Source organism: Nonomuraea candida (genome assembly GCF_000725485.1).
GTDB classification, from domain to species: Bacteria; Actinomycetota; Actinomycetes; order Streptosporangiales; family Streptosporangiaceae; genus Nonomuraea; species Nonomuraea candida.
Genome location: NZ_JOAG01000013.1, coordinates 90,487 through 110,522, shown reverse-complemented (window position 1 = coordinate 110,522; position 20,036 = coordinate 90,487). Strand labels below are relative to the sequence as shown.

Below are 20,036 nucleotides of genomic sequence, written 5' to 3'. Positions count from 1 at the left end.
CCGCCAGCCCGGCGCTGCTGCCGGTGATGAGCGCGACGATCGCGGTGTCGCCGATCAATCGGACCTCCTGGGGGGTGAGTGCGAGCCGCCGAGGGCGCCCCGGAGGCTCGTCCGGCGAGGACAGGGAGTCGCGGGCGCGCGTCCGTGGCGCGGCCGGTGAGTCGGGCGGGCACGTCCGTGGCGCGGCCGGTGAGTCGGGCGGGTGCGTCCGGGGTGCGGTCAGGAGGCATCGGGCCCTCCCAGCAGCTCGTCGTACGCCCGCCGGGCCTCCGGGATCTCGTCGCGTTCCAGCACCCGGACCAGCACGTCCAGCGCCGCCCCCGTCTGCCCGGAGGCGCGCAGCGCCTGGCCGAGGCCGGTCTGCACGAGCGGGTCGTTCGGGACCCGGCTGACGGCCGCCATCAGGTGCTCGATGGCCGTGCTGCGCCGGCCCTGGGCCAGGCGGATGCGGCCGATCGCGGCCAGCGCCCAGCCGACGGCCGTGCCGTCGGACATGGCTTCGTACAGGTTCGCGGCGCCGCGGTAGCCGGTCACGGCCTCCTCCAGCAGGCCCTGCTCGTAGGCCAGGGTGCCGAGCAGCGACTCGATCTCCGCGCGGATGCGCATCTCCCCGGGCGGGCAGTCCCCGGCGGCCCGGCGGGCCAGCCGCGCCGCCCGGCCGGGCTCGTCCTCGGCGCGGGCGCGCACGGCGGCGCGCAGCAGCGCGGCCGGGCCGGGCGACCCGGCGGGCCACTGCCCGGCGTCGAGCCGGCGCAGCGGCGCGCGCAGCCGGGGCCGGGGCAGTTCGGGGCCCGCGTCGTGGCGGCCGTCGGCGATGAGCTGCCGGTCCTCCAGCGTGTGCAGGAACGCGTCGGTGATCGGGGTCGCCGGCGCGGCGCTGCCGGCCGTCCGCAGCAGGGCGCCGCGCAGCCAGCTCTCCACGTGGCGCGGCGCCAGCTCGTGCTCGGCCGCGGTCTCGGCGAGCACCCGGCCGCACCAGTCGCGCAGGGCGTGCTCGACCTCGGCCCGCAGCCGTGCGGGGCCGAGGCGCCGGTGGGGCGGCGGGCCGCCCCAGACGCGGGCGGCGGCGATCTGCAGGAGCAGCGGATCGACCGCGTGGGCCAGGCGCTCCACCTCGCCGGCGTCGTCCCTGATCGTGCGCAGCTCGGTGAGCAGCTCCTCGACCTCGTCCCGGGGGACGCGCAGCAGCGTGGCCTGGGCCGAGCGGACGAGCACGAAGGCGGCGGTCTCGGGGGTGAAGGGGCCCAGGGTGTATTCGGCGTGTTCCGGCCCGTTGGCCAGCTTGACCTCGTGCCGGAGGTCGTCGAGGTAGTCGGTGCGCACGGACAGTAGCAGGCGCAGGTCCGGCCGGTGGGCCAGCGCGTCGAAGAGCTCGCGCAGGAAGCGGCGGCGGTGGACGTGATCGGCCGGTCGCCGGCGCAGGAACGTCTCGGCCTGGTCGATGGCGGCGAAGACGGGCGCCGGCTCGCCGTTCCTGTCGAAGCCCGCCCGCCTGCGGACGAACTCCTCGATCGGCTGCGCCGCCAGCCGCCCGAGCGTCTCCTCGGCGTCCCACGAGGAGAGCAGCGCCAGCACGTACGGGTTGTGCCCCGGCAGGGCGGCGGCGGGCCAGACCCGGCACGGGGCCGCGTGACCGAGGGGCATGACGGAGGCGTTGCCGGCGTGCAGCCGGGGGATGAGGCCCGCCCGCAACAGCGAGGTCTTGCCCGCGGCGGCGTCGGAGTGGAGGATCGTCAGCCGGTTGCGCCGCCACAGGGTCAGCAGCAGCGCGATGTCGCGCTCCCGCCCGAGGAACAGGCTCTCGTCATGAGCGTCGAATGGCCGCGGGCCGATGAAGGGGCCGCGTCGCCGACGCGGTGCCGCGGGTATTCCTGCCATGGGAGACCTCGCTCACCGAGGAGCTGACATATCGCGTCTTCCGGGACCGGGGCCCCGCAACCTTTGTCCGATCTTCGCGGTGTACGACGCGGTGGGAGGCTGAATAACGTCCAGGCCGAAACGCGCCTCTGTCTCATCGCCGCGCCACAATTCTCAAGGTACCGCAACTCGATATGAGCGCTCAGTGGCAGGCGGATATTGCGGGCCGCCGAAAAAGGGAGGGCGCCCGCCGAGAATCAGGCGGGCGCCGGACTTCCCGGTGCGGTCAGCTCTCCTCGCGGAACGGGGGAGTGCTGTTGTCGAAGCCCGCGAAGACCACCTCCTGCTCGCGGCCCGGCGCGAGCGACTCGCGCAGGAGGTGACCGAGCGCGGAGTCGTCGAGATCACGCAGGTCGGCGGAGGTCAGAGCGGGCACGTCGAGCAATCCGCTCTGTCGGGGGGAAAACTGCGATCGCATGAACGCTCCCTCGTGGCAGTGGCCCGGCGGCGGCGCCGCCCCCGGGAGGATCGGGACTCTTTCCGGAGCCGCGCATCCGGCGATCTTCATCCGGCCGCGCCCATCCGCCTCGTCGTGCTCCGTTTTCGGCGCCATCGAAGACCAGTGAGCGGCCGGACCGAAATGGAGACGCTTCTTCGCGGTCGGGTGGACCGTTAGGATGGCGCTTGTCATTCTTTCTTCCCCATGCCATTGCCGTCGCAATCCCCGCGTTCAACGAAAACGAGTCGAGTGGACGGGAGGCGAAACGCGAGATGGTTTCACAACCGTCCGCCACAGAGCAGACGCCGCGCGAATTCCCGACAGTGTGGAAGATCCCGCCGCGCAACAAGAACTTCACCGGGCGAAAAGAGCTGCTCGACAAGCTGCGCACCGGCGTCAAAGACCACGTCAAGGCCGTGGTGCCGCACACCCTGCACGGCCTGGGCGGCGTCGGCAAGACCCAGATGGCCATCGAGTTCGCCTACCGCTTCCGCGACAGCTACGACGTCGTCTGGTGGATCCCCGCCGACCAGCCCGGCCTGGTCCGCGCCACCCTGGCGCAGCTCGCGCCCAAGCTCGGCGTGCCCGACGCCACGACGGCCGGCATCGAGGACGCCGCGAACGGCGTGCTGGAGGCCCTGCGCAGGGGCGAGCCCTACGACCGGTGGCTGCTGATCTTCGACAACGCCGACGAGCCCGAGGACTTCAGCGAGCTCATCCCGCCGGGCCCGGGCGACGTCCTGGTCACCTCGCGCAACCACCGCTGGGCGAGCGTCTACGAGACGATCCCCGTCGACGTGTTCACGCGCAAGGAGAGCAAGGAGTTCCTCGCCAAGCGCGTGCCGTCGGTCACCGACAAGGAGGCCGACCAGCTCGCCGAGGTGCTCGGCGACCTGCCGCTGGCGCTGGAGCAGGCCGCCGCCCTCCAGGTCGAGACCGGCATGTCGGCGCGCGACTACCTCGCCCTGTTCGAGCAGGGCGCCTCGACCCTGCTGAAGGAGGGCAAGCCCAGGGAATATCCGTGGTCGATGACCAGGGCCTGGGAGCTGTCGGTCACCAAGCTCAAGGAGCACCTGCCGGGCGCGATGGAGCTGCTGCGCTGCTGCGCGTTCTTCGGCCCCGAGCCCATCCCGCGCGACGTCTTCCGGCCGGTCAAGGGGCCGGTGCGGCCCGAGCTGGCCGAGCTGCTGAAGACCCCCATCCGGCTGAGCAGGGCCATCGCCACGCTGGCGCGCTACGCGCTGGTGCGCATCGACCTCGACGACCGCACGCTCCAGGTCCACCGCCTCATCCAGGCGCTGCTGCGCGAGGAGCTGCCGCAGGAGACGCAGGAGGAGATCCGCTCGGAGGTGCACTCCCTGCTCGTCGGCGCGTCCCCGACCGCCCCCGACAACCCCCAGAACTGGTCGCACTACCAGACCCTGCTGGCCCACGTGCGGCCGGCGGAGGTGGCGCAGAGCACCCGGTCCGACGTCCGCGCCTTCGCGCACACGATCATGAGCTACCTCATCGCCTCCGGCGACTACGGCGCGGTGACCACGTACGCCGAGCTGTTCATCGACGCGTGGAGCCGGTCCTCCGGGGCGACGCACCCCGACGTGCTGCGCATGAAGCGCGTGCAGGGTGACATGCACCGCGAGTTCGGCCGCTACGACGACGCCTACCAGCTCAACACGACGACGCTGGCCTCGATGCGCGAGGTGATGGGGCCCGACCACCGCGAGACCCTGATCCTGCTCAACGGCATCGGGGCCGACCTGCGCGGCCGCGGCCGCTTCCTGGACGCCAAGGAGCACGACCAGGAGTCGGTCGAGCTGCACCGGGCGGTGCTCGGCTCCGAGGACCCGCAGACGTTGCGGGCGATCAACAACCTGGCGCTCGACTACGGCCTCACCAGCGACTACCGCGGCTCGCAGGCGCTGGCGCTGGAGGCGTACAAAACGGCGCAGCTCGTCGAGGGCTCGGTCAGCCGGGGCACCTTCCTCAACCTGTGGGCCAGCCTGAGCCGCGCGGTGCGGCAGTGCGGCGACTACGCCGAGGCGTGCGACGTGGGCGGCGACGCGCTCGGCTACGGGCGCCAGCAACTCGGCGTCGACCATCCGCGCGTCCTCATCGTGCAGAAAGACCTGGCCATCGCGCTGCTGCGGTCGGGCGCCAGGGACGAGGGCCTGGAGACGGCGCGCGAGGTGCACGGCCGTTACGTGCGCATCTACGGGCTCAACCACCCCGGCACGCTGGCCGCGGCCATCTGCCTGGCCAACGCGCTGCGGGCCAACGGTCACGCGGAGGAGGCGTACACCCTCGCCGAGGACACCATGGGCCGCTACGCCCGGATCTACGCCGCCGACCACCCCTACATCCACGGCTGCAGCAGCAACGTGGCGCTGCTGCTGCGCGTGCGCGGCAATCCGCAGGCGGCCAGCGTGCTCAACAGGAAGGCCATCGCCGGCCTGGAGGGCAGGTTCGGGCGCGACCACCACTACGTGCTGACCGTCGCCGTCAACCTCGGCAGCGACCTCGCGGCCATGGGCGAGCTGGAGGCGGCCTGCGAGCTGGAGGAGGACTGCGTCCAGCGGCTGCGCCGGCTCCTCGGCGAGCACCATCCCGGCAGCCTGGCCGCCGCCGCCAACCTGGCCGCCGACCTGGCCGCGGCCGGGCGGAGCGAGGAGGCCAAGCAACTGTTCGACGACACGATGCGGCGCTACGACGAGACGCTGGGCCTGGAACACCCCGACGCCGTCGCGGCGGCCGAGGGGCGCCATCTCGACCTCGACTTCGACCCGCCGCCGATCTGATCGCTCATCCGGGAGGCGTGGCCCGGCGGGCGGCGACCTTCAGGGCCGCCAGGTCGCCGGCCATGACCTGCCCGATGTGCGTGATCAGCCGGTACAGATCGCGGCCGTAGACCGAGGGGTTGCGAAAGCCCGTGCCGGAGCGGTAGCGGTGCGGATAGAGCCCGCCGCCGCAGACGCGCGCGATCTCGCACGCGGAGCAGCGCTCCGACAACGCCTGCTCGCCGACCTGCCGGGCCGCGACGGACGGCAGGAACAACGCCGTGTCGAACGAGTCGCGCAGGACGTGCAGCAGGGTGACCGTGGCCCCGTCGTACGCCGACTTGAGCGTGTCGACCTGCTCGATGCTGCCGTTGGCCTCCACCACGACGATCGCGACCGGCGACAGGCCGACCGCCTCGCTGCGCGAGGGCCGGCCGAGGAGCAGGCGCATGATCTCGCCGAACAGCCGCACCTGCGTCTCGCGCACCGGCGCGTGGTACCAGCGGTCGAAGACGGCGACGAGCCAGTCGCCGTAGGGGGTGCCGGTCACGGTCCAGCCGGGCGGCGGGGTGTCCCAGTTGCCGTGCGGGAGCAGGAAGTCCACCATCGGCGGGTCGAACTCCAGCAGCGCCTCGTACGTGCCCACCGGGTCGCCCGCCAGGTCGAGCGTGCATAACAGGCCGTTGAACAGGTGCCGGTAGGCGGGGGTCGTCAGCCGTTCCAGGCCCGCCCGCACCTCCTTGTACGTGCCGGCGCCCTGCGCCCTGCGGCGGTGGCGGTCGTGCCCCTCCTCGTCGCCGTCCAGGCTGACGCCCACCCGCACGTCCAGCTCGGCGAACAGCCGCAGGAACGCCTCGTTGAGCAGCACCCCGTTCGTCTGGACGGTGAACGACGCCGTGACGCCCGCGCCGAGCGCGGCCCGCAGCCGGTGGACGGAGTAACGCAGGTGCTCGACCCCCGCGAGCAGCGGCTCGCCGCCGTGCAGGACGATCTCGACCCGCGTCAGGCCGTGCGCGCCGGCGTGCTCGGCGATGCGCCCGGCGACCCGGTCGATCGTCTGCTTGGACATGCGGCGCGGCTGGTCGCGCCAGCCCTGGTCGGCCATCTCGTAGACGTAGCAGTAGTCGCAGGCCAGGTTGCAGCGGCTGTGCAGCTTGAGGATGAACTGCCGGAACGGCGTCGGCCGCCACCCCGACTCCAGCAGCTTGCCGACGTCGAGATCGGCCGGCCATTCCGCTTCGCCCCGCACGATCCCGCGCTCGGCGTTGGTTCCCACGCTGATCAGCTCCCGAGGCGAGATTCGAGCGCGGCACAATGCCAGGTCTCGGCGGCATCGGGGATGCCCGGGATACGAGATCACCAAACTCGGGGCTGGTGACGGCACCGGCGGATGAGGCCGTTCGGCTGATCAGCCAGGGGGTGGCTCATTAGCATGACCGGAGCCGCCAGAGCGACTCGGGAGGTTTCCGGCATGAGGCCGATAAGACCCGCCTGCTTACTCGTCTCCGTCGTGGTGCTCACGGCCTGCTCGGGCGATCCCCCCGAGCCGCCGGCGCAGGACCGGCCCGGCACCGCCGACCCGGCCCCGAGCAGCACGGCCCCGAGCAGCACGGCCCCGAGCGGCCCGGCCCCGAGCAGCACGGCTCCGAGCAGTGCGGCGTCGGCGGAGGTCCAGGCCGGGGGCTTCTCCAGGAGGGGCGTCGTCTATCCCGGGACCGTGATGGACGTGACGGTCCAGGCCGTCGAACGGCATCCCGCGCTGACCACGCTCAGGATGGAGATGAGCAACGACTTCGGCGCCTTCCAGGGCCCGCACTTCGGTCATGGCCTGCTGCCCGACCACTTCGCCGAGTTCTGGCTGCTCGACCCGGTCGGCAAGAAGCTCTACTCGACCCTGCGGGAGAACGACGGGAACGGCAAGGCGTTCGGCACGCGGAGCGTCACCTCCGCGGGAGACTCCGAGACCTGGCGCAAGGGCACGCGCTATCCGGTCGAGGTGTACTTCCCGCCCCTGCCGCCCGAGGTGGAGAAGGTGACGGTGATCGGCACCGACGGGCTGGCCGAGATGACCGGCATCCCCGTCACCGACGGCGGCGCCGAGCCGGTCGCGAAGCCGAGGGCCGACGGCGAGGCGGCGCCGGGACAGGAGTTCCAGTGGCCGGTCGTCCCGCCCGCGGGGAAGATCTGGTCCCAGGTCGAGGACCTGGAGGAGTTCGTCGAGACCGAGCGGCGCTCGACCACCCGGGACGGCGAGGACGAGACGGTGGCGCTGCGCACGGACGTGCTGTTCGCCTTCGACAAGGCCACGTTGTCCGCCAGGGCGGCCGGCGTGCTCGACGAGGTGGCGCGGGAGACCAGGCGGCGCGCCGACCCGGCCAAGCCGCCGATCACCATCGAGGGACACACCGACAGCAAGGGCTCGGACTCCTACAACCTGACGCTGTCGGAGAAGCGGGCGCGGGCCGTGCGCGAGCATCTGGCGGGGGAGCTCGGCACCGAGTACGCCTACCAGGTCGCCGGCAAGGGCGAGAGCGAGCCCATCGCCAGGAACGAGCGCCCGGAGGGCGGCGACAACCCGGAGGGACGGGCGCGCAACCGCCGGGTGGAGATCTCGTACAAGGTCAAGGAGTCCAAGCCCGGCGGCGCCGAGGTCGCCGCGCCGGCCGATGACGTGCGCGGCGGCGTGGGCCCGCCCGCGGGGTTCCGCGACGACCTGGGGCCGGTGGCCGGGTCGTTCACGCGGGGCGAGCTGAAGGTGGACGTGCACCCGTTCTACCGGGACGGCGCCTACCTGGTGGGCAGCTTCGAGGTGCACAACCTGAACGAGGACACGTTCGTGGTGCCCGCGCCGCAGCCGTTCAGCGGGGCGCTCAAGCACGAATGGGTGACCCACTCGGCGTACGGGCTGTTCACGGTGGTGGACGAGGAGCGCAAGGCGCGGTACTACCCGGTGCGCGGCAACGAGTCGTTCTTCGCCGAGAACGCGATCACGGGGATCAACGCCGGCGGCACGCAGCGGGTGTTCGTCTACTACCCGGCGCCCGCCGACGCCGTGAAGACGGTGACGCTCGAGGTCAGGGACCAGACGCAGGAGTACGCGAAGGTGAAGGACGTGCCCGTGCTCGCGGCGCGGTGATCCCGCCCGCGCGAGGCCCGGCACGGGCTGCCGCCGGTCCGGTTGCGGGAGCGGCGGTGGGCGGGGAGACGATGTCGCCAAGCGCGGAGGATGGAGGGGATCGATGGAACTGCGTGAGATCGTCACGGGGATCTACGCCTGGCTGCAGCCGGACGGCACCTGGTGGCTGAACAACTCCGGGGCCGTGGCGGGCGACGACGGCGTGTTCGTCGTCGACACGTGCGCCACCGAGGGGCGCACGCGCCGTTTCCTGGACGCGGTGGCCGGGGCGACGGGCGGCGCGCCGGTGCGGATGGCGGTCAACACCCACCAGCACGGGGACCACGCTTACGGCAACAGCCTGCTCCCGGCGGAGACGGTGATCTTCGGGCACGCGGCGATGCGGGAAGCGCTGCTGGCCGACCCGTACATCGACGCCTGCCCGCCGGTGTGGACGCCGGTGCCCGACTGGGGGAACGTGACGCGCAGGCCGCCGTCGGCGGTGTTCACGGCGGAGCTGACCGTGCACCTCGGCGGGCGGCGGATCGAGCTGCGGCACCCGGGGCACGCCGCGCACACCCGCGGCGACGTGGTGGCGTGGCTGCCGGAGGAGCGGGTGCTGTTCACCGGCGACCTGCTGTTCAACGGGCTCACGCCGATGTTGCTGATGGGGTCGGTCGAAGGGGCGCTGCGCTCGCTGGACTGGCTGGCGGGCTTCGCGCCCGAGCACGTCGTGCCGGGGCACGGGCCGCTCGCCTCGGCGGCCGGCCTGCCGGCGGTGCTGGCCGTCCACGAGCGGTACTACCGGTTCGTGCTCGACACCGCGCGCATGGGGCGCGAGAAGGGGCTCGGGCCGCTGGAGGCCGCGCGGGAGGCCGACCTGGGGGAGTTCGCGGGGTGGGCGGACGCCGAGCGGCTGGTGCTCAACCTGCACCGGGCGTACGCCGACGCGTCCGGGGGCGAGGTGAACCTGATCGCCGCCTTCGGTGACGCGATGACCTGGAACGGCGGCCCGCTCCCGACGCTGCTCTGACCCCGACGCTGCTCTGACCCCGACGCTGCTCCGGCCCCGACGCTGCTCCGGCCCCGACGCTGCTCCGACCCTCACGCTGTTCCGGCCGTGAGGTCCGGCCCGGGGCGTCAGTCATGGGGCGGGGCGTCGAGCGGGTGGCCGGCCGTCGTCCGGGGCCGTTCGCCAGCCTTGCGCGTGGCGGTCAGGTAGAGCAGGCAGCCGGCGGCCAGCGCCGCGCTCACGCCGAGCGCGACCGGCGGGCCCACGGGCAGGAGCAGCCCGCCGAGCGCCGTGCCCAGGGCGATGCCGAGGTAGAGCACCGAGCCGTTCAGCCCCACCACCACGGCGGTCTCCTGCGGCGCGGCGGAGATCAGCCGCAGTTGCTGGGCCGGGGTCTGGAACCAGGTGCTCGCCCCCCAGGCCACCATGAGCAGCGCCGTCAGCGGCAACCAGCGCAGCCCGGCGCCGGTGGCCACGGTGAAGGCGGCCATCGTGAAGGAGAGCGCCGTGAATCCCACGGCCAGCACCCGGACCGGGCCGTACCGGTCGGCGGCGCCGCCCGCCACGACGTTGCCGGCGACGGCGCCGACGCCGTACAGGAACAGCAGCCACATCTCCGACTCCGGCGCGGCGCCGAGGGCGTGCAGGAGCGGGACGGCGTAGGCGTACAGGCCGTAGCCGGCCATCATGCCGCCCAGGGTCAGCGGGAGCACGGCCAGGACGCCGGGATGGCGCAGGGCGGCGAGCCGCGCCCGCAAGGGGACGCTGGGGCCGCCCGGCAGCGGGGGCATGACGGCCCACACGCCGGCGGCGCAGAGCGCGCAGAGCGCGGCGACCAGCCCGAGCGCCGTACGCCAGTCGAGCAGCCGATCGGCCAGGTTGCCCAGCGGCACGCCCAGCGCGGTCGCCACCGTGAGCCCGCCGACCACGACGGCCAGCGCGCGGGCCCGCTGCTCGGGCGCGGCCAGCGACGCGGCCACGGCGCCGGCGTTCGGGGTGAAGGCGGCGGCCCCGGCGGCGGCCACCACCCGGGTGACCATCAGCACCCCGTAGCCGGGCGCGAGCGCCGAGCCCAGGTTGGCCAGCGCGAGCACGACGAGTGCGACGGTCAGCAGGGTACGGCGCGGCACCCGCGCGGCGACCGTGGCCAGCACGGGCGACAGCAGCGCGTAGGCCACGGCGAACACCGTGGCCGACTGCCCGGCGGTGCTCTCGGAGACCTCCAGCGACCGGGCCATCGCCGGCAGGAACCCGGCCACCACGTACGCGTCGGTGCCGACGGCGAACGTGCCGAGCCCCAGGACCAGCGTCCTAACCGGGATACGAGACATCCTTGTTCCTGTCCTGATCGTGCCGTAAGGGGGTTCGCGGCACTCGGCCGCGGCCCGCGCGGGGCGGCGTGAAGGGTGCGCGGGCGGTGCCCGGCCGCAGCCCGCGCGAGCGGCGTGGCGGGTTCGCGCTGCCCCGGCCGGTTCCCGTGCGGGCGAGTGCCGGTGCGAGGGGTCAGCCGGGCATGCGGGCGTAGTTGCGGCGGGTGCGTGCGGCGGACTCGGGCGCGCCGGCCATGAGGTCGGCGATCGTCTGCCCGGCCAGCTCGCGCCGCCAGGCCAGCTCCGCACGTCGCATCGCGATGGAGATCCCGCAGGGGCGGCGGAACCGCCCGCCCTCGGCCCCCACGCCGCGCTGCCGGATCTCCTCGCAGCGGAACGCCTCCGCCGGCCCCTCCAGCGCGGTCACCACGTCCATGATCGTGATCTGCTCGGGCGGCCTGGCCAGCGAGAAGCCGCCCTTGACGCCGGGGACGGAGCTGAGGACGCCGGCCCTGGTCAGCGCCTGGAGCCGCTTCTTGAGATATTCCTGCGGCAGGTCGAACCAGGCCGCCAGCTTGCGGATCGACACCGGTCCCTCGTCCTTCAGCCAGCCCAGGGTCACACAGCAGTGCAACCCCCACTCGACTCCTTCACCCATCTGCACAATCGGGATGTTACACGTCCCTGTTTGAGTATGCCGGTGTGCCCTGCCGGATCTGTGGCAACCCTCGGGTTACAGTACATAACTGTAAGTAGTCGAAGTGGGGGGTCAAACATGGCTCAGAACGACAATGTCCAGAACGTGGTCCGCTCGATCACGGACTTCCTTCAGCAGACCGCCGAGCGCCAGGACGTGCCGCAGGACGTCCGCGACCGGGCCAACCAGCTCAGGTCCGGCCTGTCGCAGGCCGGCGGTTCCGCGCTGTCGATCTGACCGCGCGGGAAGGTGACGGCGGCCTTCGCGCAGCGATCGCGAAGGCCGCCCGATCGTTCCGGTCGGCGCGCCTCCAGAGCCCGCCGACCGGAGCAACGAGTCTCGCCAGGACGGGCTGGGCTCGGTTAGGACAGGTTGCAGTTGGTCGAGGGCATCCACGAGTGGGCCGGGGGCTCGGCCACGGCCTGGCTGTAGGACGGATATTTCCACTGGCACAGCATCGACGGCGTGATCGTCGTGCCGCTCCCCAGGCAGCGCATGTTGTCCCAGCCCGCGGCGAACGAGTTGGTGTCCCCCTGCGCCTTGCAGTACGCGCTGGCGTCGGTCCAGGAGACCGTGCCGGTGGAGGGCTCGGGCGCCGGCCTGCTGGAGGTCTTCTTGGCGGCCGGGGTCCTGCTGGGGGAGGACCTGGCGGAAGACGACGGCGAGGCCGGGCGCCGGGTCGGCTTGGGCGTGGACCGGGGTGAGTGCGGCGCGGTGGAGTCTTTCGCGGCCGCGTCCCGGGCCGGGGCCGAGGCCGAGGCTGAGGCCGGGGTCGCGGACCTGCGGGGAGCCCTGGTCCCGGTCCCGGTCCTGGTGGGGGGAGCGAGGTCGTTCGCCTCGCCCGGGGTCATCGTGGCCGGCAGCTCGGTGGGGCTGGGCTCCGGGGTGCCGGCGGGCGGCGAGGCCAGGGGCGGGACCGAGGCGGCCGGTGTCGGCGCCGCGGCCTGCCGCTGGGCGGTGGCGGGCGACAGGGCGTAGAGCACGAGGCCGGCGGTGACGGCCAGGGCCGCCGCCGACGAGACGGCGATGATCGCCCGCCGGCCCCCACGCTCGCGCCGGCCGGGATCGTGCCCCGCCGTGGTGTCCTGCCGCACGGAAACGGGAGTCGGCAGGCTGTCCTGCCCGCCCGGAACGGAGAGCGGCGGAACGGGGCACGGCGGGTAGCCGTGCCCGTCCGGGGTGGGAAGTGGCGGGGTGTCGTGCCAGCCCGGGGTGGGGAGCGGCGGGGTGTCGTGCCAGCCCGGGGTGGGGAGCGGCGGGGTGTCGTGCCAGGCCGGGGTGGGCAGGGCGCGCAGGCGTTCGACCACCTGCGCGGCGGTGGGGCGCGGGGCCGGGTCCTTCGACAGGCACTCCCGCAGCAGCCCGCGGAACCGCTCCTCGAACCGGCTCAGGTCGGGCTCGCCCCGTAAGACGGCGTGCAGCGTGGCGGGGATCGTCTCGCCGGGGAAGGCCCGCCGCCCCGTGGCCGCGTAGTACATGGTGGCGGCCCAGGCGAACAGGTCGGCGGGCGGCCCCACCTCGCCGTCCGCGATCTGCTCCGGCGCCATGTACGCGGGGCTGCCGATCGGCTGGCTGCTGACCAGCGACTGGCTCAGGTCCAGCGCCTTGGCGATGCCGAAGTCGATCACCACGGGCCCGTCGGGGCCGAGCAGCACGTTGCCCGGCTTGAAGTCCCGGTGCACCACCCCGGCCGCGTGGATCGCCGCCAGCGCCGTCGCGGTGTTGATCGCCAGCCGGTGCAGCGCCGCCGGGCCGCGGGCGCCGCTCTCGCGTACGGACTGCTGGAGGGAGGGCCCGTCCACGTACTCGCTGACGATGTACGGCCGCGCGCCGACGAAACCCGAGTCGAGCATCTGCGCCGTGCAGAACGGCGCGACCCGCTTGGCGGTCCTGACCTCGCGCAGGAAGCGCACCCGCGCCTCCTCGTCGGCGACGAGGTGCGGGTGCAGCAGCTTGACCGCGACGAGCACCCCGTCGGGGGCGCGGCCCGCGTACACCGTGCCCTGTCCGCCCGTGCCGAGCCGCCCCTGCAGACGGTACGGCCCCACGGTCTCCGGGTCCTCGGGGAGCAGGGTCAGCAGTTCCGGCACCGGGCCTCCTCGGGAGCGTCGCCGTGCCGCGGGGCGGTCAGGACGCCGTCCTCAGATCGAAGAGCGGCCTGCCCGGCGGGAGCTGGGCGACCAGCCCTTCGGCGGCCGCGGTGAGCATGAACACGAAGAAGTCCTCCGGAGTGTGCGGGGGGATGCCGGCCATGGCCTGCCGCAGCAGCTCGGACCCGGCCATCGCCGCGACGGCCTGCTCGGCGGCGCGCGAGCCGTGCAGGGCCGCGCGGGCCTGGTCGGCCACGGTCGCCCCGATGGCCAGGGTGGCGATCGCGGAGGAGAGCGCGGTGGCGGCGGCCGGGTCGTAGCCGCGCCTGCCCAGGGCCATGACCTGGTGTTCGAGCAGCCGGACGCCCGACGGCCCGCGGGGGAAGAGCCGCAGCAGGTATTCGGCCGTTCCCGGGCGTTCGAGCGTGAAGCGGCGCAGTTGCCCGGCGAAGCTGACCAGGTGGGCGACGGCCGGCTCGGAGGGGTCGTCGACCAGGTGCAGCTCCTCCAGGATCGCCTCGCCGACGAGGCGCTCCAGGTCGGAGCGGCTGGGCACGTGCCGGTAGATCGCCGCGGTCGTGACGCCGAGCGCGTCGGCGACGCGCTGCATGCTCAGCTCGGCCAGGCCGATCCTGACCCCGGCCGCGATCACGTCGCGGAGGGTGAACGTGGCCGTGCGCCCGCCGGTCCGCATCGACTGACCCCCTTAGTTACGCCCCCTAACTTAGAAGAGGTGATCAGCGGGCCGCAAGATCCGGAGGGCTGTCGGACATGCTGAAGATGAGGTGATCCACATGTCCGACGACCTTTCCGCCTTCCAGCGGCCGGGCTTCGCCCGCAAATACGCTGACTTCTCCGTCATCGGTGACCGGCGCGGCGCCCGTGAGCACCGCGTACGGCTCCTGGCCGGATTGCGCGGGCGGGTGATCGAGGTCGGCGCGGGCAACGGGCGCAACTTCCCCCACTACCCCGCGACCGTCACCGAGGTCGTCGCCGTCGAGCCGGAGCACACCCTGCGCGGCCTGGCCGTCGCCGCGGCCCGCTCGGCCCCCGTGCCGGTCTCCGTGGTGGCCGGGCACGCGGGCGCGCTGCCGGGCGAGGCGGGGACGTTCGACGCCGCCGTGGTGTCGCTCGTGTTGTGCAGCGTGCCCGCACCGGCGGCGGCGCTGGCCGAGGTGGCGCGGGTGCTGAAGCCGGGCGGGGAGCTGCGCTTCTACGAGCACGTCCGGTCGGAGCGCGCCGTGATCGGCCTGCTGGAGGACGCCGTCACGCCGTTGTGGACGCGGCTGGCCGGCGGGTGCCGGCCCAACCGGGACACGCTGGCCGAGATCCGGCGGGCGGGGTTCGCGGTGGAGGAGGCGGACCGGTTCGCCTTCTCGCCGCAGCCGCTGATGCCACCCTTCGCCCACCTGCTCGGCCGCGCCCGCCTGCCGGTCGCCGATGAAAGTTTCATGTGAAACATGTGTTTTCGCCCCGTGCTCGTTATGCTCCCGACCACATTCCCTGTCGATCAGCGGACCGCGGTGGAAGGTGACCATGGGCGAGGGGCTCCCGAACGTGACCTGGACGCATCAGGATCCGGACTATCTGCCTCCGGAGATCGACACGAGCAAACCCAGCATCGCCCGCGTGTACGACGCGTTCCTGGGCGGCAAGGACAACTTCGCGGTCGACCGGGCCATCGCTGCGGAGGGGATGAAGCACTTCCCCGACAACGGCGAGGGCGCGCGGCACAACCGGGCGATGTTGTTCCGCGGCGTGAAGTTCATGACGGAGCAGGGCATCGACCAGTTCCTCGACATCGGCTCCGGCCTGCCCACGATGGACAACACGCACTCCGTCGCCCAGCGCATCAACCCGGACGCCCGGGTCGTGTACGTCGACAACGACCCCATCGTGCTCGCCCACGCCCGCGCGTTGCTGCAGACCAACGACAACACCCGGGTCATCACCGCCGACCTGCGCGAGCCCGAGGTGATCTTCAACCATCCGAAGGTCGCGGGCTTCCTGGACTTCTCGCGGCCGATCGGGCTGCTGCTGCTGGCCGTGGTGCACCACCTGGGCGATGACGAGGGCCCGGCGGAGCTGGTGGACACCTACAAGGAGCGGCTGGCCCCGGGCAGCTACATGCAGCTCACGCACTTCTGCTCGTGCGCGCCCGAGGTGCGGGCGCTGGAGGGGGTGCTGCTGGCGATGCTGGGCACCGGCCGGGCCAGGGACATGGACGAGATCGTGCGCTTCTTCGACGGCCTGGAGCCGGTCGAGCCGGGCATCGTGCACGTGCCGGAGTGGCGGCCGGAGCAGCCGGTCAAGCGGCCCCTGGGCCTGGGCGCGATCTGCACGGCGGGCGGAGTGGCCCGCAAACCCTGAGGCCGTACATCCGACCCGGCGGGGGTGCCGGGCCGAGCGGTGGTCGGTGAGTAGCGTGGCCGGGGCCGAGTGTGGCGAGGCGGTCACGGGTTGTTACCGTCGGAGATGTGACGCGACGGGCGGGGCGGGACATGCCGCCATCGGGGGGTTCCGGGCGGTGGCGCCGGGTGCTGGTCGTCGTCGGGCTGTTCCTGGTGCTCCTGGCCTCCGTGGCCCTCGGGGCGGCCGCCTTCGTGCTGATCACCCTCTCCACCTCGGGCCGGCTGTGATGGGGTTTTCCTCCCGGGCTGGGAACTTTGGTGGTTTTCGCGCCGTTATCCGTACTGACCTGTGCTGTTGAGCGAGTGAAGAACGGAGTGGCGACTCTTCCGTGGAGGAGTGCAGTACCAGGCCGGGCATCGGCCCGGCGTACCTTCTTCCACGAGCGCTGCCGTCCCGGCTCCGGCCGGTGAGCTCCGCACCAGGCTCCGCTTTCCCCGTACCGGAAGCGGGTTTCTCTCCATCGTCGGCGCCGGCCCTTTCGTGCCGGTCGGCTGACAACCCCTTTCACCGGCGATCTGCCGGATCACCCCTTCAAGGAGCCCTTCTGCCGTGGACGGCTATTGGTTTCAGCTCGCCCTCGTCGTGGTCCTGGTCATCCTCAACGCGATCTTCGCGGGCAGTGAGCTCGCGCTGATCTCGCTGCGCGAGGGACAGCTACGCAGGCTCGAACAGCGCGGCCAGGGCGGGAAGCTGCTGGTACGGCTGGCCCGCGACCCCAACCAGTTCCTGGCCACCATCCAGCTCGTCATCACCCTGTCCGGCTTCCTGGCCTCGGCCACCGCGGCGGTCACCCTGGCCCAGCCGCTGGTGCCGCTGCTGGGCTTCCTCGGCGGCGCCGCCGACGCCGTGGCGATCGTGCTGGTGACGATCGTGCTGACCTTCCTCACCCTGGTCTTCGGCGAGCTGGCGCCCAAGCGGGTGGCCATGCAGCGCGCCGAGACGTGGGCCCTGCTCGTGGCCCGGCCGCTCAGCCTGGTCGCCACGCTGTCGCGTCCCGTGGTGTGGGCGCTGGCCAAGTCCACCGACCTGGCCGTACGGCTGATGGGCGGCGACCCCGACCAGCACCGCGAGGAGATCAGCCCCGAGGAGATCCGGGACATGGTCGCCGGCCACCGCGGCTTCACCGCCGAGCAGCGCCTGATCATCTCCGGCGCCGTCGAGATCACCGAACGCGTGCTGCGCGAGGTGCTCGTCTCCCGCCGCCAGGTGTTCACGCTGGACGCCGCCGCCCCGGTCGAGGAGGCCCGCCGCCTGCTGGCCGGCTCGGGCCACTCGCGCGCCCCCGTCGTACGCGGCCGTGGCCTGGACGACGTCGCCGGCATCGTGAACCTGCGCGACCTGCTCACCGACGAGAGCGCCGTCACGGCGGCCGACGTGGCCAGGCCGCCCCTGCTGCTGCCCGACAGCCTGCTCGTCTCCGACGCGCTGCGCCGCTTCAAGGCCGACCGCCAGCAGTTCGCCCTGGTCATCGACGAACGCGGCTCCGTCGACGGCATCGTCACCCTCGAAGACCTGCTGGAGGAGGTGGTCGGCGAGATCTACGACGAGACCGACCGCGACGTCCTGGCCGTGGCCAGGGAGGCCGACGGCAGCCTGCTGCTGCCCGGCACGTTCCCCGTGCACGACCTGCCCGACCTCGACGTCCGGCTGGAGGAGCGGCCCGACGGCGACTACACCACCGTGGCCGGCCTCGTCCTGACCCTGCTCGGCCACGTGCCGACCGGGCCGGGCGAGAGCGTCACCACGGGCGGCTGGCGGCTGCGCGTGGCGGCGGTCGACCGGCACGCCATCACCGAGGTCCGCCTCACCCGGGCCGCCGCCGCGGACGAGCCGGACGCGCCCGAGGCCGACCGGCTCACCTCATAACGCCGCCCGGGGGACGAGCCGGACGCGCCGGAGGCCGACCGGCTCACCTCCTGACGCCGTCACAGGAGGTGCCCGCCGTCCGTCACAGGAGGTGCCCGCCGCGCACCGCGGCCTCGCGGCGCACGGCCGCCAGGAACGCGCCGTGCGGCGGGTCGCCGGCCCCGCGCCCCGCGTGCCGCTCGTAGAGCCGCCGGCAGCTCCGGATGCCGTGCAGCAGGTTCTCCAGCAGGTCGGGGGCGGGGCGGGCGGGGTCGAGGCAGGTGAGGGGGAGGTGGACGGTGTCGGGGCCGAGGTCCAGGCCGGGGTGGTCGGTGTGGGCCTGCTCGATGAGCTGCTCGGCCGCGGTGATGCGGTGGCGGGCGTCGCTGATGCCGTGCAGGTGTCCCTCGGCGATGTGCAGGGCATTGCGGATCAGGGTCATGACCACCTGGCGCGGCCGGCCGCCCGCGCCGATGGCCGCGACCACGTCGGTGAGGCTCTCGGTGGCCAGGGGCTTGGCCCGCCGGTCGGAGGCCACGACCACCTGCACGGGATGCGTCCCGGTGTGCCGGGCGGTGACCGCGACGGCCGCGTACAGCCAGTGCGCGGCGGCGATGGCGGCGGCGGTGGGATCGATCTGCGTGACGATCGCCTCCGCGTCGAAGGGGTCGTGGCGCAGCAGCAGGTCGGCCTGGGAGATCTGCAGCGGCGAGGCGTCCTCGCGGGTGAGGGTGACGGCCTGCTGGGCGCGCTCGGTGAGGTCGCCGCGCTCGGCCTGCTCGATGGCGGCCAGCTCGGCGGTGACGTCGGTCGTGACGTACGCGGTGAGCCGGGTCGAGCCGACGTCGCGCAGCGCCCGCCCGACCGCGTGGGCCGCGGCCTCGACCTTGGTGGCCGGCTCGTCGCCGCCCCGCTCGGCGGGGGCCAGCATCGCGGGCACGAAGGCGAACGCGTCGCGCTCCCGCTGCCGGTGCCAGCCGATGCTGCCGGGCCCGTGCCGGTCGGCGGCGCCGGCCGGATGGGTGTAGCAGCGCCAGCAGGCTCTGGACAGCTTGCCGAGGCAGTCGGCCAGGCGCAGCACGCCGTGGTACGGGAGCGGGCTCGGCAGGTCGGCCACGGTGGTGGCGGTGTCGCCGATGCCGGTGCCCCAATGAGCGATGAGCACGTTGCGGGCTCGGTCGATCGCATACCGAGTCACGAGGACTCCTTCAGGCGGGGGGATGCGGGCCGTCCTTAGAATGCTTGATCCATCGCCGGCGCGGAGCGGGTTTGCCGTTGTCGCACGTCTCTGATCAGCGTGTTTGCCGCCCGATGCGGCATAACTCCGTCGGCCGGCGCCCGTGCCGGGGTGGGCGTCGTAGGGGGATGGCGGCCCGTGCCGGGGCGGGCGTCGTACCGGGATACCGTGGCGTATGACCAGCGAGACCCCCGAGGCGCGGCTGCGGCGCCGCGAGCAGTTGCGCGACTTCCTGCGCGCGTGCCGGGCGCGGCTCACCCCGGAAGACGTCGGCATGCCCGCGGCGGGCCGGCGGCGCACGCCGGGGCTGCGGCGCGAGGAGGTGGCCGTGCTGGCCGGGGTCGGCGTGTCCTGGTACACCTGGCTCGAACAGGGCCGCGACATCAACGTCTCGGCGGAGGTGCTCGACGCGATCGGCCGGGCGCTGCGCCTGTCCGAGCCCGAGCGCGCCCACCTCTACGTGCTGGCCGGCCTCAACCCGCCGCGCGCCGGCGGGCGGCCCGACGCGGCGGTGGGCCCGGAGCTGCGCCGCCTGCTGGAGGCGTGGCTGCCGCGCCCGGCGATCCTGCGCGACCGCTACTGGAACCTGCTGGCGATCAACGACGCGACCCGCGAGGTGTTCGGCTACGGCGACGGCGACCACAACTGCCTGGTCTCGTTCTTCACCAACGCCCGCTACCGGGACATGCACGTCGAATGGGCCTCGGTCGCGCCGTCCGTGGTCGCCGCCTTCCGCGCCGACGCGGCGCACGCCCCCGGCGACCCGGAGTTCGGCCGGCTGGTGGACTCCCTCGCCGCCGTGAGCCCCGAGTTCGCCGAGTTGTGGGCGCGCCACGAGGTGGGCGTGCCCGCCCAGGCGGTCAAGGCGGTGCGCCACCCGGTGGCCGGTGAGCTGTTCTTCGACATGACGACGCTGACGGTGACCGATCATCCGGACTGGTACCTGGAGCTGTACAACCCGCTGCCCGGCACCGAGGAGCGGCTGTCCCGCCGCGGGCTCGCGTCCGAAGCCTGAACCGGCCGCCCCGGGCTCGCGTCCGAACCCTGAACCGGCCGCCCCGGGCTCGCGTCCGAACCCTGAACCGGCCGCCGCGGGCTCGCGTCCGAACCCTGAACCGGCCGCCCCGGGCCCGCGACCAGGGCCCGGGCCCGAAGGTGGTGGTGCCGGACCCAGGTTGGGCACGCACT

The 20,036-nt window shown here is 73.3% G+C and carries 17 protein-coding genes; 9 read left to right on the top strand and 8 right to left on the bottom strand.

What is annotated here, in order from left to right:
• Window positions 1-219: 219 nt before the first annotated feature.
• Together IO39_RS14015 and IO39_RS54355 are read right to left on the bottom strand one after the other, a co-directional pair.
• On the bottom strand, window positions 220-1,878 hold the full coding sequence (locus IO39_RS14015; protein WP_052422866.1) for an nSTAND1 domain-containing NTPase: 1,659 nt from the start codon (window positions 1,876-1,878) through the stop codon (window positions 220-222).
• 265 nt (window positions 1,879-2,143) lie between these two features.
• Window positions 2,144-2,335 (bottom strand): FxSxx-COOH-like cyclophane-containing RiPP peptide, encoded by a 192-nt coding sequence (locus tag IO39_RS54355; protein WP_157548307.1) that lies wholly within the window; start codon window positions 2,333-2,335, stop codon window positions 2,144-2,146.
• Window positions 2,336-2,679: 344 nt separating this feature from the next.
• On the opposite strand from IO39_RS54355, the gene fxsT reads away from it, so the two are divergent.
• Window positions 2,680-5,151, top strand: a complete 2,472-nt coding sequence (gene fxsT / locus IO39_RS14005) for an FxSxx-COOH system tetratricopeptide repeat protein (RefSeq protein ID WP_043621619.1) — start codon at window positions 2,680-2,682, stop codon at window positions 5,149-5,151.
• Window positions 5,152-5,155: 4 nt separating this feature from the next.
• Here the strand turns inward: fxsT and IO39_RS14000 are convergent, their stop codons facing one another.
• Window positions 5,156-6,406: an FxsB family cyclophane-forming radical SAM/SPASM peptide maturase gene (locus IO39_RS14000; protein WP_245641959.1), complete on the bottom strand. Its 1,251-nt coding sequence runs from the start codon at window positions 6,404-6,406 to the stop codon at window positions 5,156-5,158.
• Window positions 6,407-6,601: 195 nt separating this feature from the next.
• Between IO39_RS14000 and IO39_RS50610 the strand changes: the two genes are divergently transcribed.
• Together IO39_RS50610 and IO39_RS13990 are read left to right on the top strand one after the other, a co-directional pair.
• Entirely contained in the window at window positions 6,602-8,266 is a 1,665-nt protein-coding gene (locus IO39_RS50610) for an OmpA family protein (RefSeq protein ID WP_157548305.1), read from the top strand.
• Window positions 8,267-8,369: 103 nt separating this feature from the next.
• Window positions 8,370-9,278 carry an MBL fold metallo-hydrolase gene (locus IO39_RS13990; protein ID WP_043621616.1) on the top strand — a complete coding sequence of 303 codons (909 nt, stop codon included), beginning with the start codon at window positions 8,370-8,372 and terminating at the stop codon, window positions 9,276-9,278.
• Between the two features lie 107 nt (window positions 9,279-9,385).
• Here IO39_RS13990 and IO39_RS13985 read toward each other — a convergent pair whose 3' ends face one another.
• Together IO39_RS13985 and IO39_RS13980 are read right to left on the bottom strand one after the other, a co-directional pair.
• Complete coding sequence (locus IO39_RS13985) at window positions 9,386-10,588, bottom strand: MFS transporter (RefSeq protein ID WP_052422864.1); 1,203 nt, start codon at window positions 10,586-10,588, stop codon at window positions 9,386-9,388.
• A gap of 172 nt (window positions 10,589-10,760) precedes the next feature.
• Window positions 10,761-11,225, bottom strand: a complete 465-nt coding sequence (locus tag IO39_RS13980; protein WP_211267013.1) for an RrF2 family transcriptional regulator — start codon at window positions 11,223-11,225, stop codon at window positions 10,761-10,763.
• 117 nt (window positions 11,226-11,342) lie between these two features.
• Here IO39_RS13980 and IO39_RS54350 point away from each other — a divergent pair, with 117 nt between their 5' ends.
• On the top strand, window positions 11,343-11,501 hold the full coding sequence (locus tag IO39_RS54350) for a hypothetical protein (RefSeq protein WP_157548303.1): 159 nt from the start codon (window positions 11,343-11,345) through the stop codon (window positions 11,499-11,501).
• Window positions 11,502-11,626: 125 nt separating this feature from the next.
• On the opposite strand, the gene IO39_RS50605 is transcribed toward IO39_RS54350, so the two are convergent.
• Together IO39_RS50605 and IO39_RS13970 are read right to left on the bottom strand one after the other, a co-directional pair.
• Window positions 11,627-13,354, bottom strand: coding sequence for a serine/threonine protein kinase (locus IO39_RS50605; RefSeq protein WP_052422863.1), 1,728 nt, complete (start codon window positions 13,352-13,354; stop codon window positions 11,627-11,629).
• Between the two features lie 37 nt (window positions 13,355-13,391).
• Complete coding sequence (locus IO39_RS13970) at window positions 13,392-14,048, bottom strand: TetR/AcrR family transcriptional regulator (RefSeq protein WP_043621611.1); 657 nt, start codon at window positions 14,046-14,048, stop codon at window positions 13,392-13,394.
• A gap of 100 nt (window positions 14,049-14,148) precedes the next feature.
• Here IO39_RS13970 and IO39_RS13965 point away from each other — a divergent pair, with 100 nt between their 5' ends.
• From IO39_RS13965 to IO39_RS13955, 4 genes are all read left to right on the top strand, one after another.
• Window positions 14,149-14,811: a class I SAM-dependent methyltransferase gene (locus IO39_RS13965; RefSeq protein WP_043621608.1), complete on the top strand. Its 663-nt coding sequence runs from the start codon at window positions 14,149-14,151 to the stop codon at window positions 14,809-14,811.
• Between the two features lie 79 nt (window positions 14,812-14,890).
• The gene (locus tag IO39_RS13960) at window positions 14,891-15,724 is read left to right on the top strand and encodes an SAM-dependent methyltransferase (RefSeq protein ID WP_211267005.1); all 834 of its coding nucleotides are present in this window, start codon (window positions 14,891-14,893) and stop codon (window positions 15,722-15,724) included.
• A gap of 107 nt (window positions 15,725-15,831) precedes the next feature.
• A complete protein-coding gene (locus IO39_RS54345; protein WP_157548301.1) occupies window positions 15,832-15,993 on the top strand; it encodes a hypothetical protein in 162 nt (53 codons plus the stop codon).
• A gap of 322 nt (window positions 15,994-16,315) precedes the next feature.
• Window positions 16,316-17,632 (top strand): hemolysin family protein, encoded by a 1,317-nt coding sequence (locus tag IO39_RS13955; RefSeq protein ID WP_043621597.1) that lies wholly within the window; start codon window positions 16,316-16,318, stop codon window positions 17,630-17,632.
• 82 nt (window positions 17,633-17,714) lie between these two features.
• Here IO39_RS13955 and IO39_RS13950 read toward each other — a convergent pair whose 3' ends face one another.
• Complete coding sequence (locus tag IO39_RS13950) at window positions 17,715-18,809, bottom strand: hypothetical protein (protein ID WP_052422862.1); 1,095 nt, start codon at window positions 18,807-18,809, stop codon at window positions 17,715-17,717.
• 214 nt (window positions 18,810-19,023) lie between these two features.
• Here IO39_RS13950 and IO39_RS13945 point away from each other — a divergent pair, with 214 nt between their 5' ends.
• The gene (locus IO39_RS13945; protein ID WP_043621594.1) at window positions 19,024-19,863 is read left to right on the top strand and encodes a helix-turn-helix transcriptional regulator; all 840 of its coding nucleotides are present in this window, start codon (window positions 19,024-19,026) and stop codon (window positions 19,861-19,863) included.
• The last annotated feature ends 173 nt before the right edge of the window (window positions 19,864-20,036 follow it).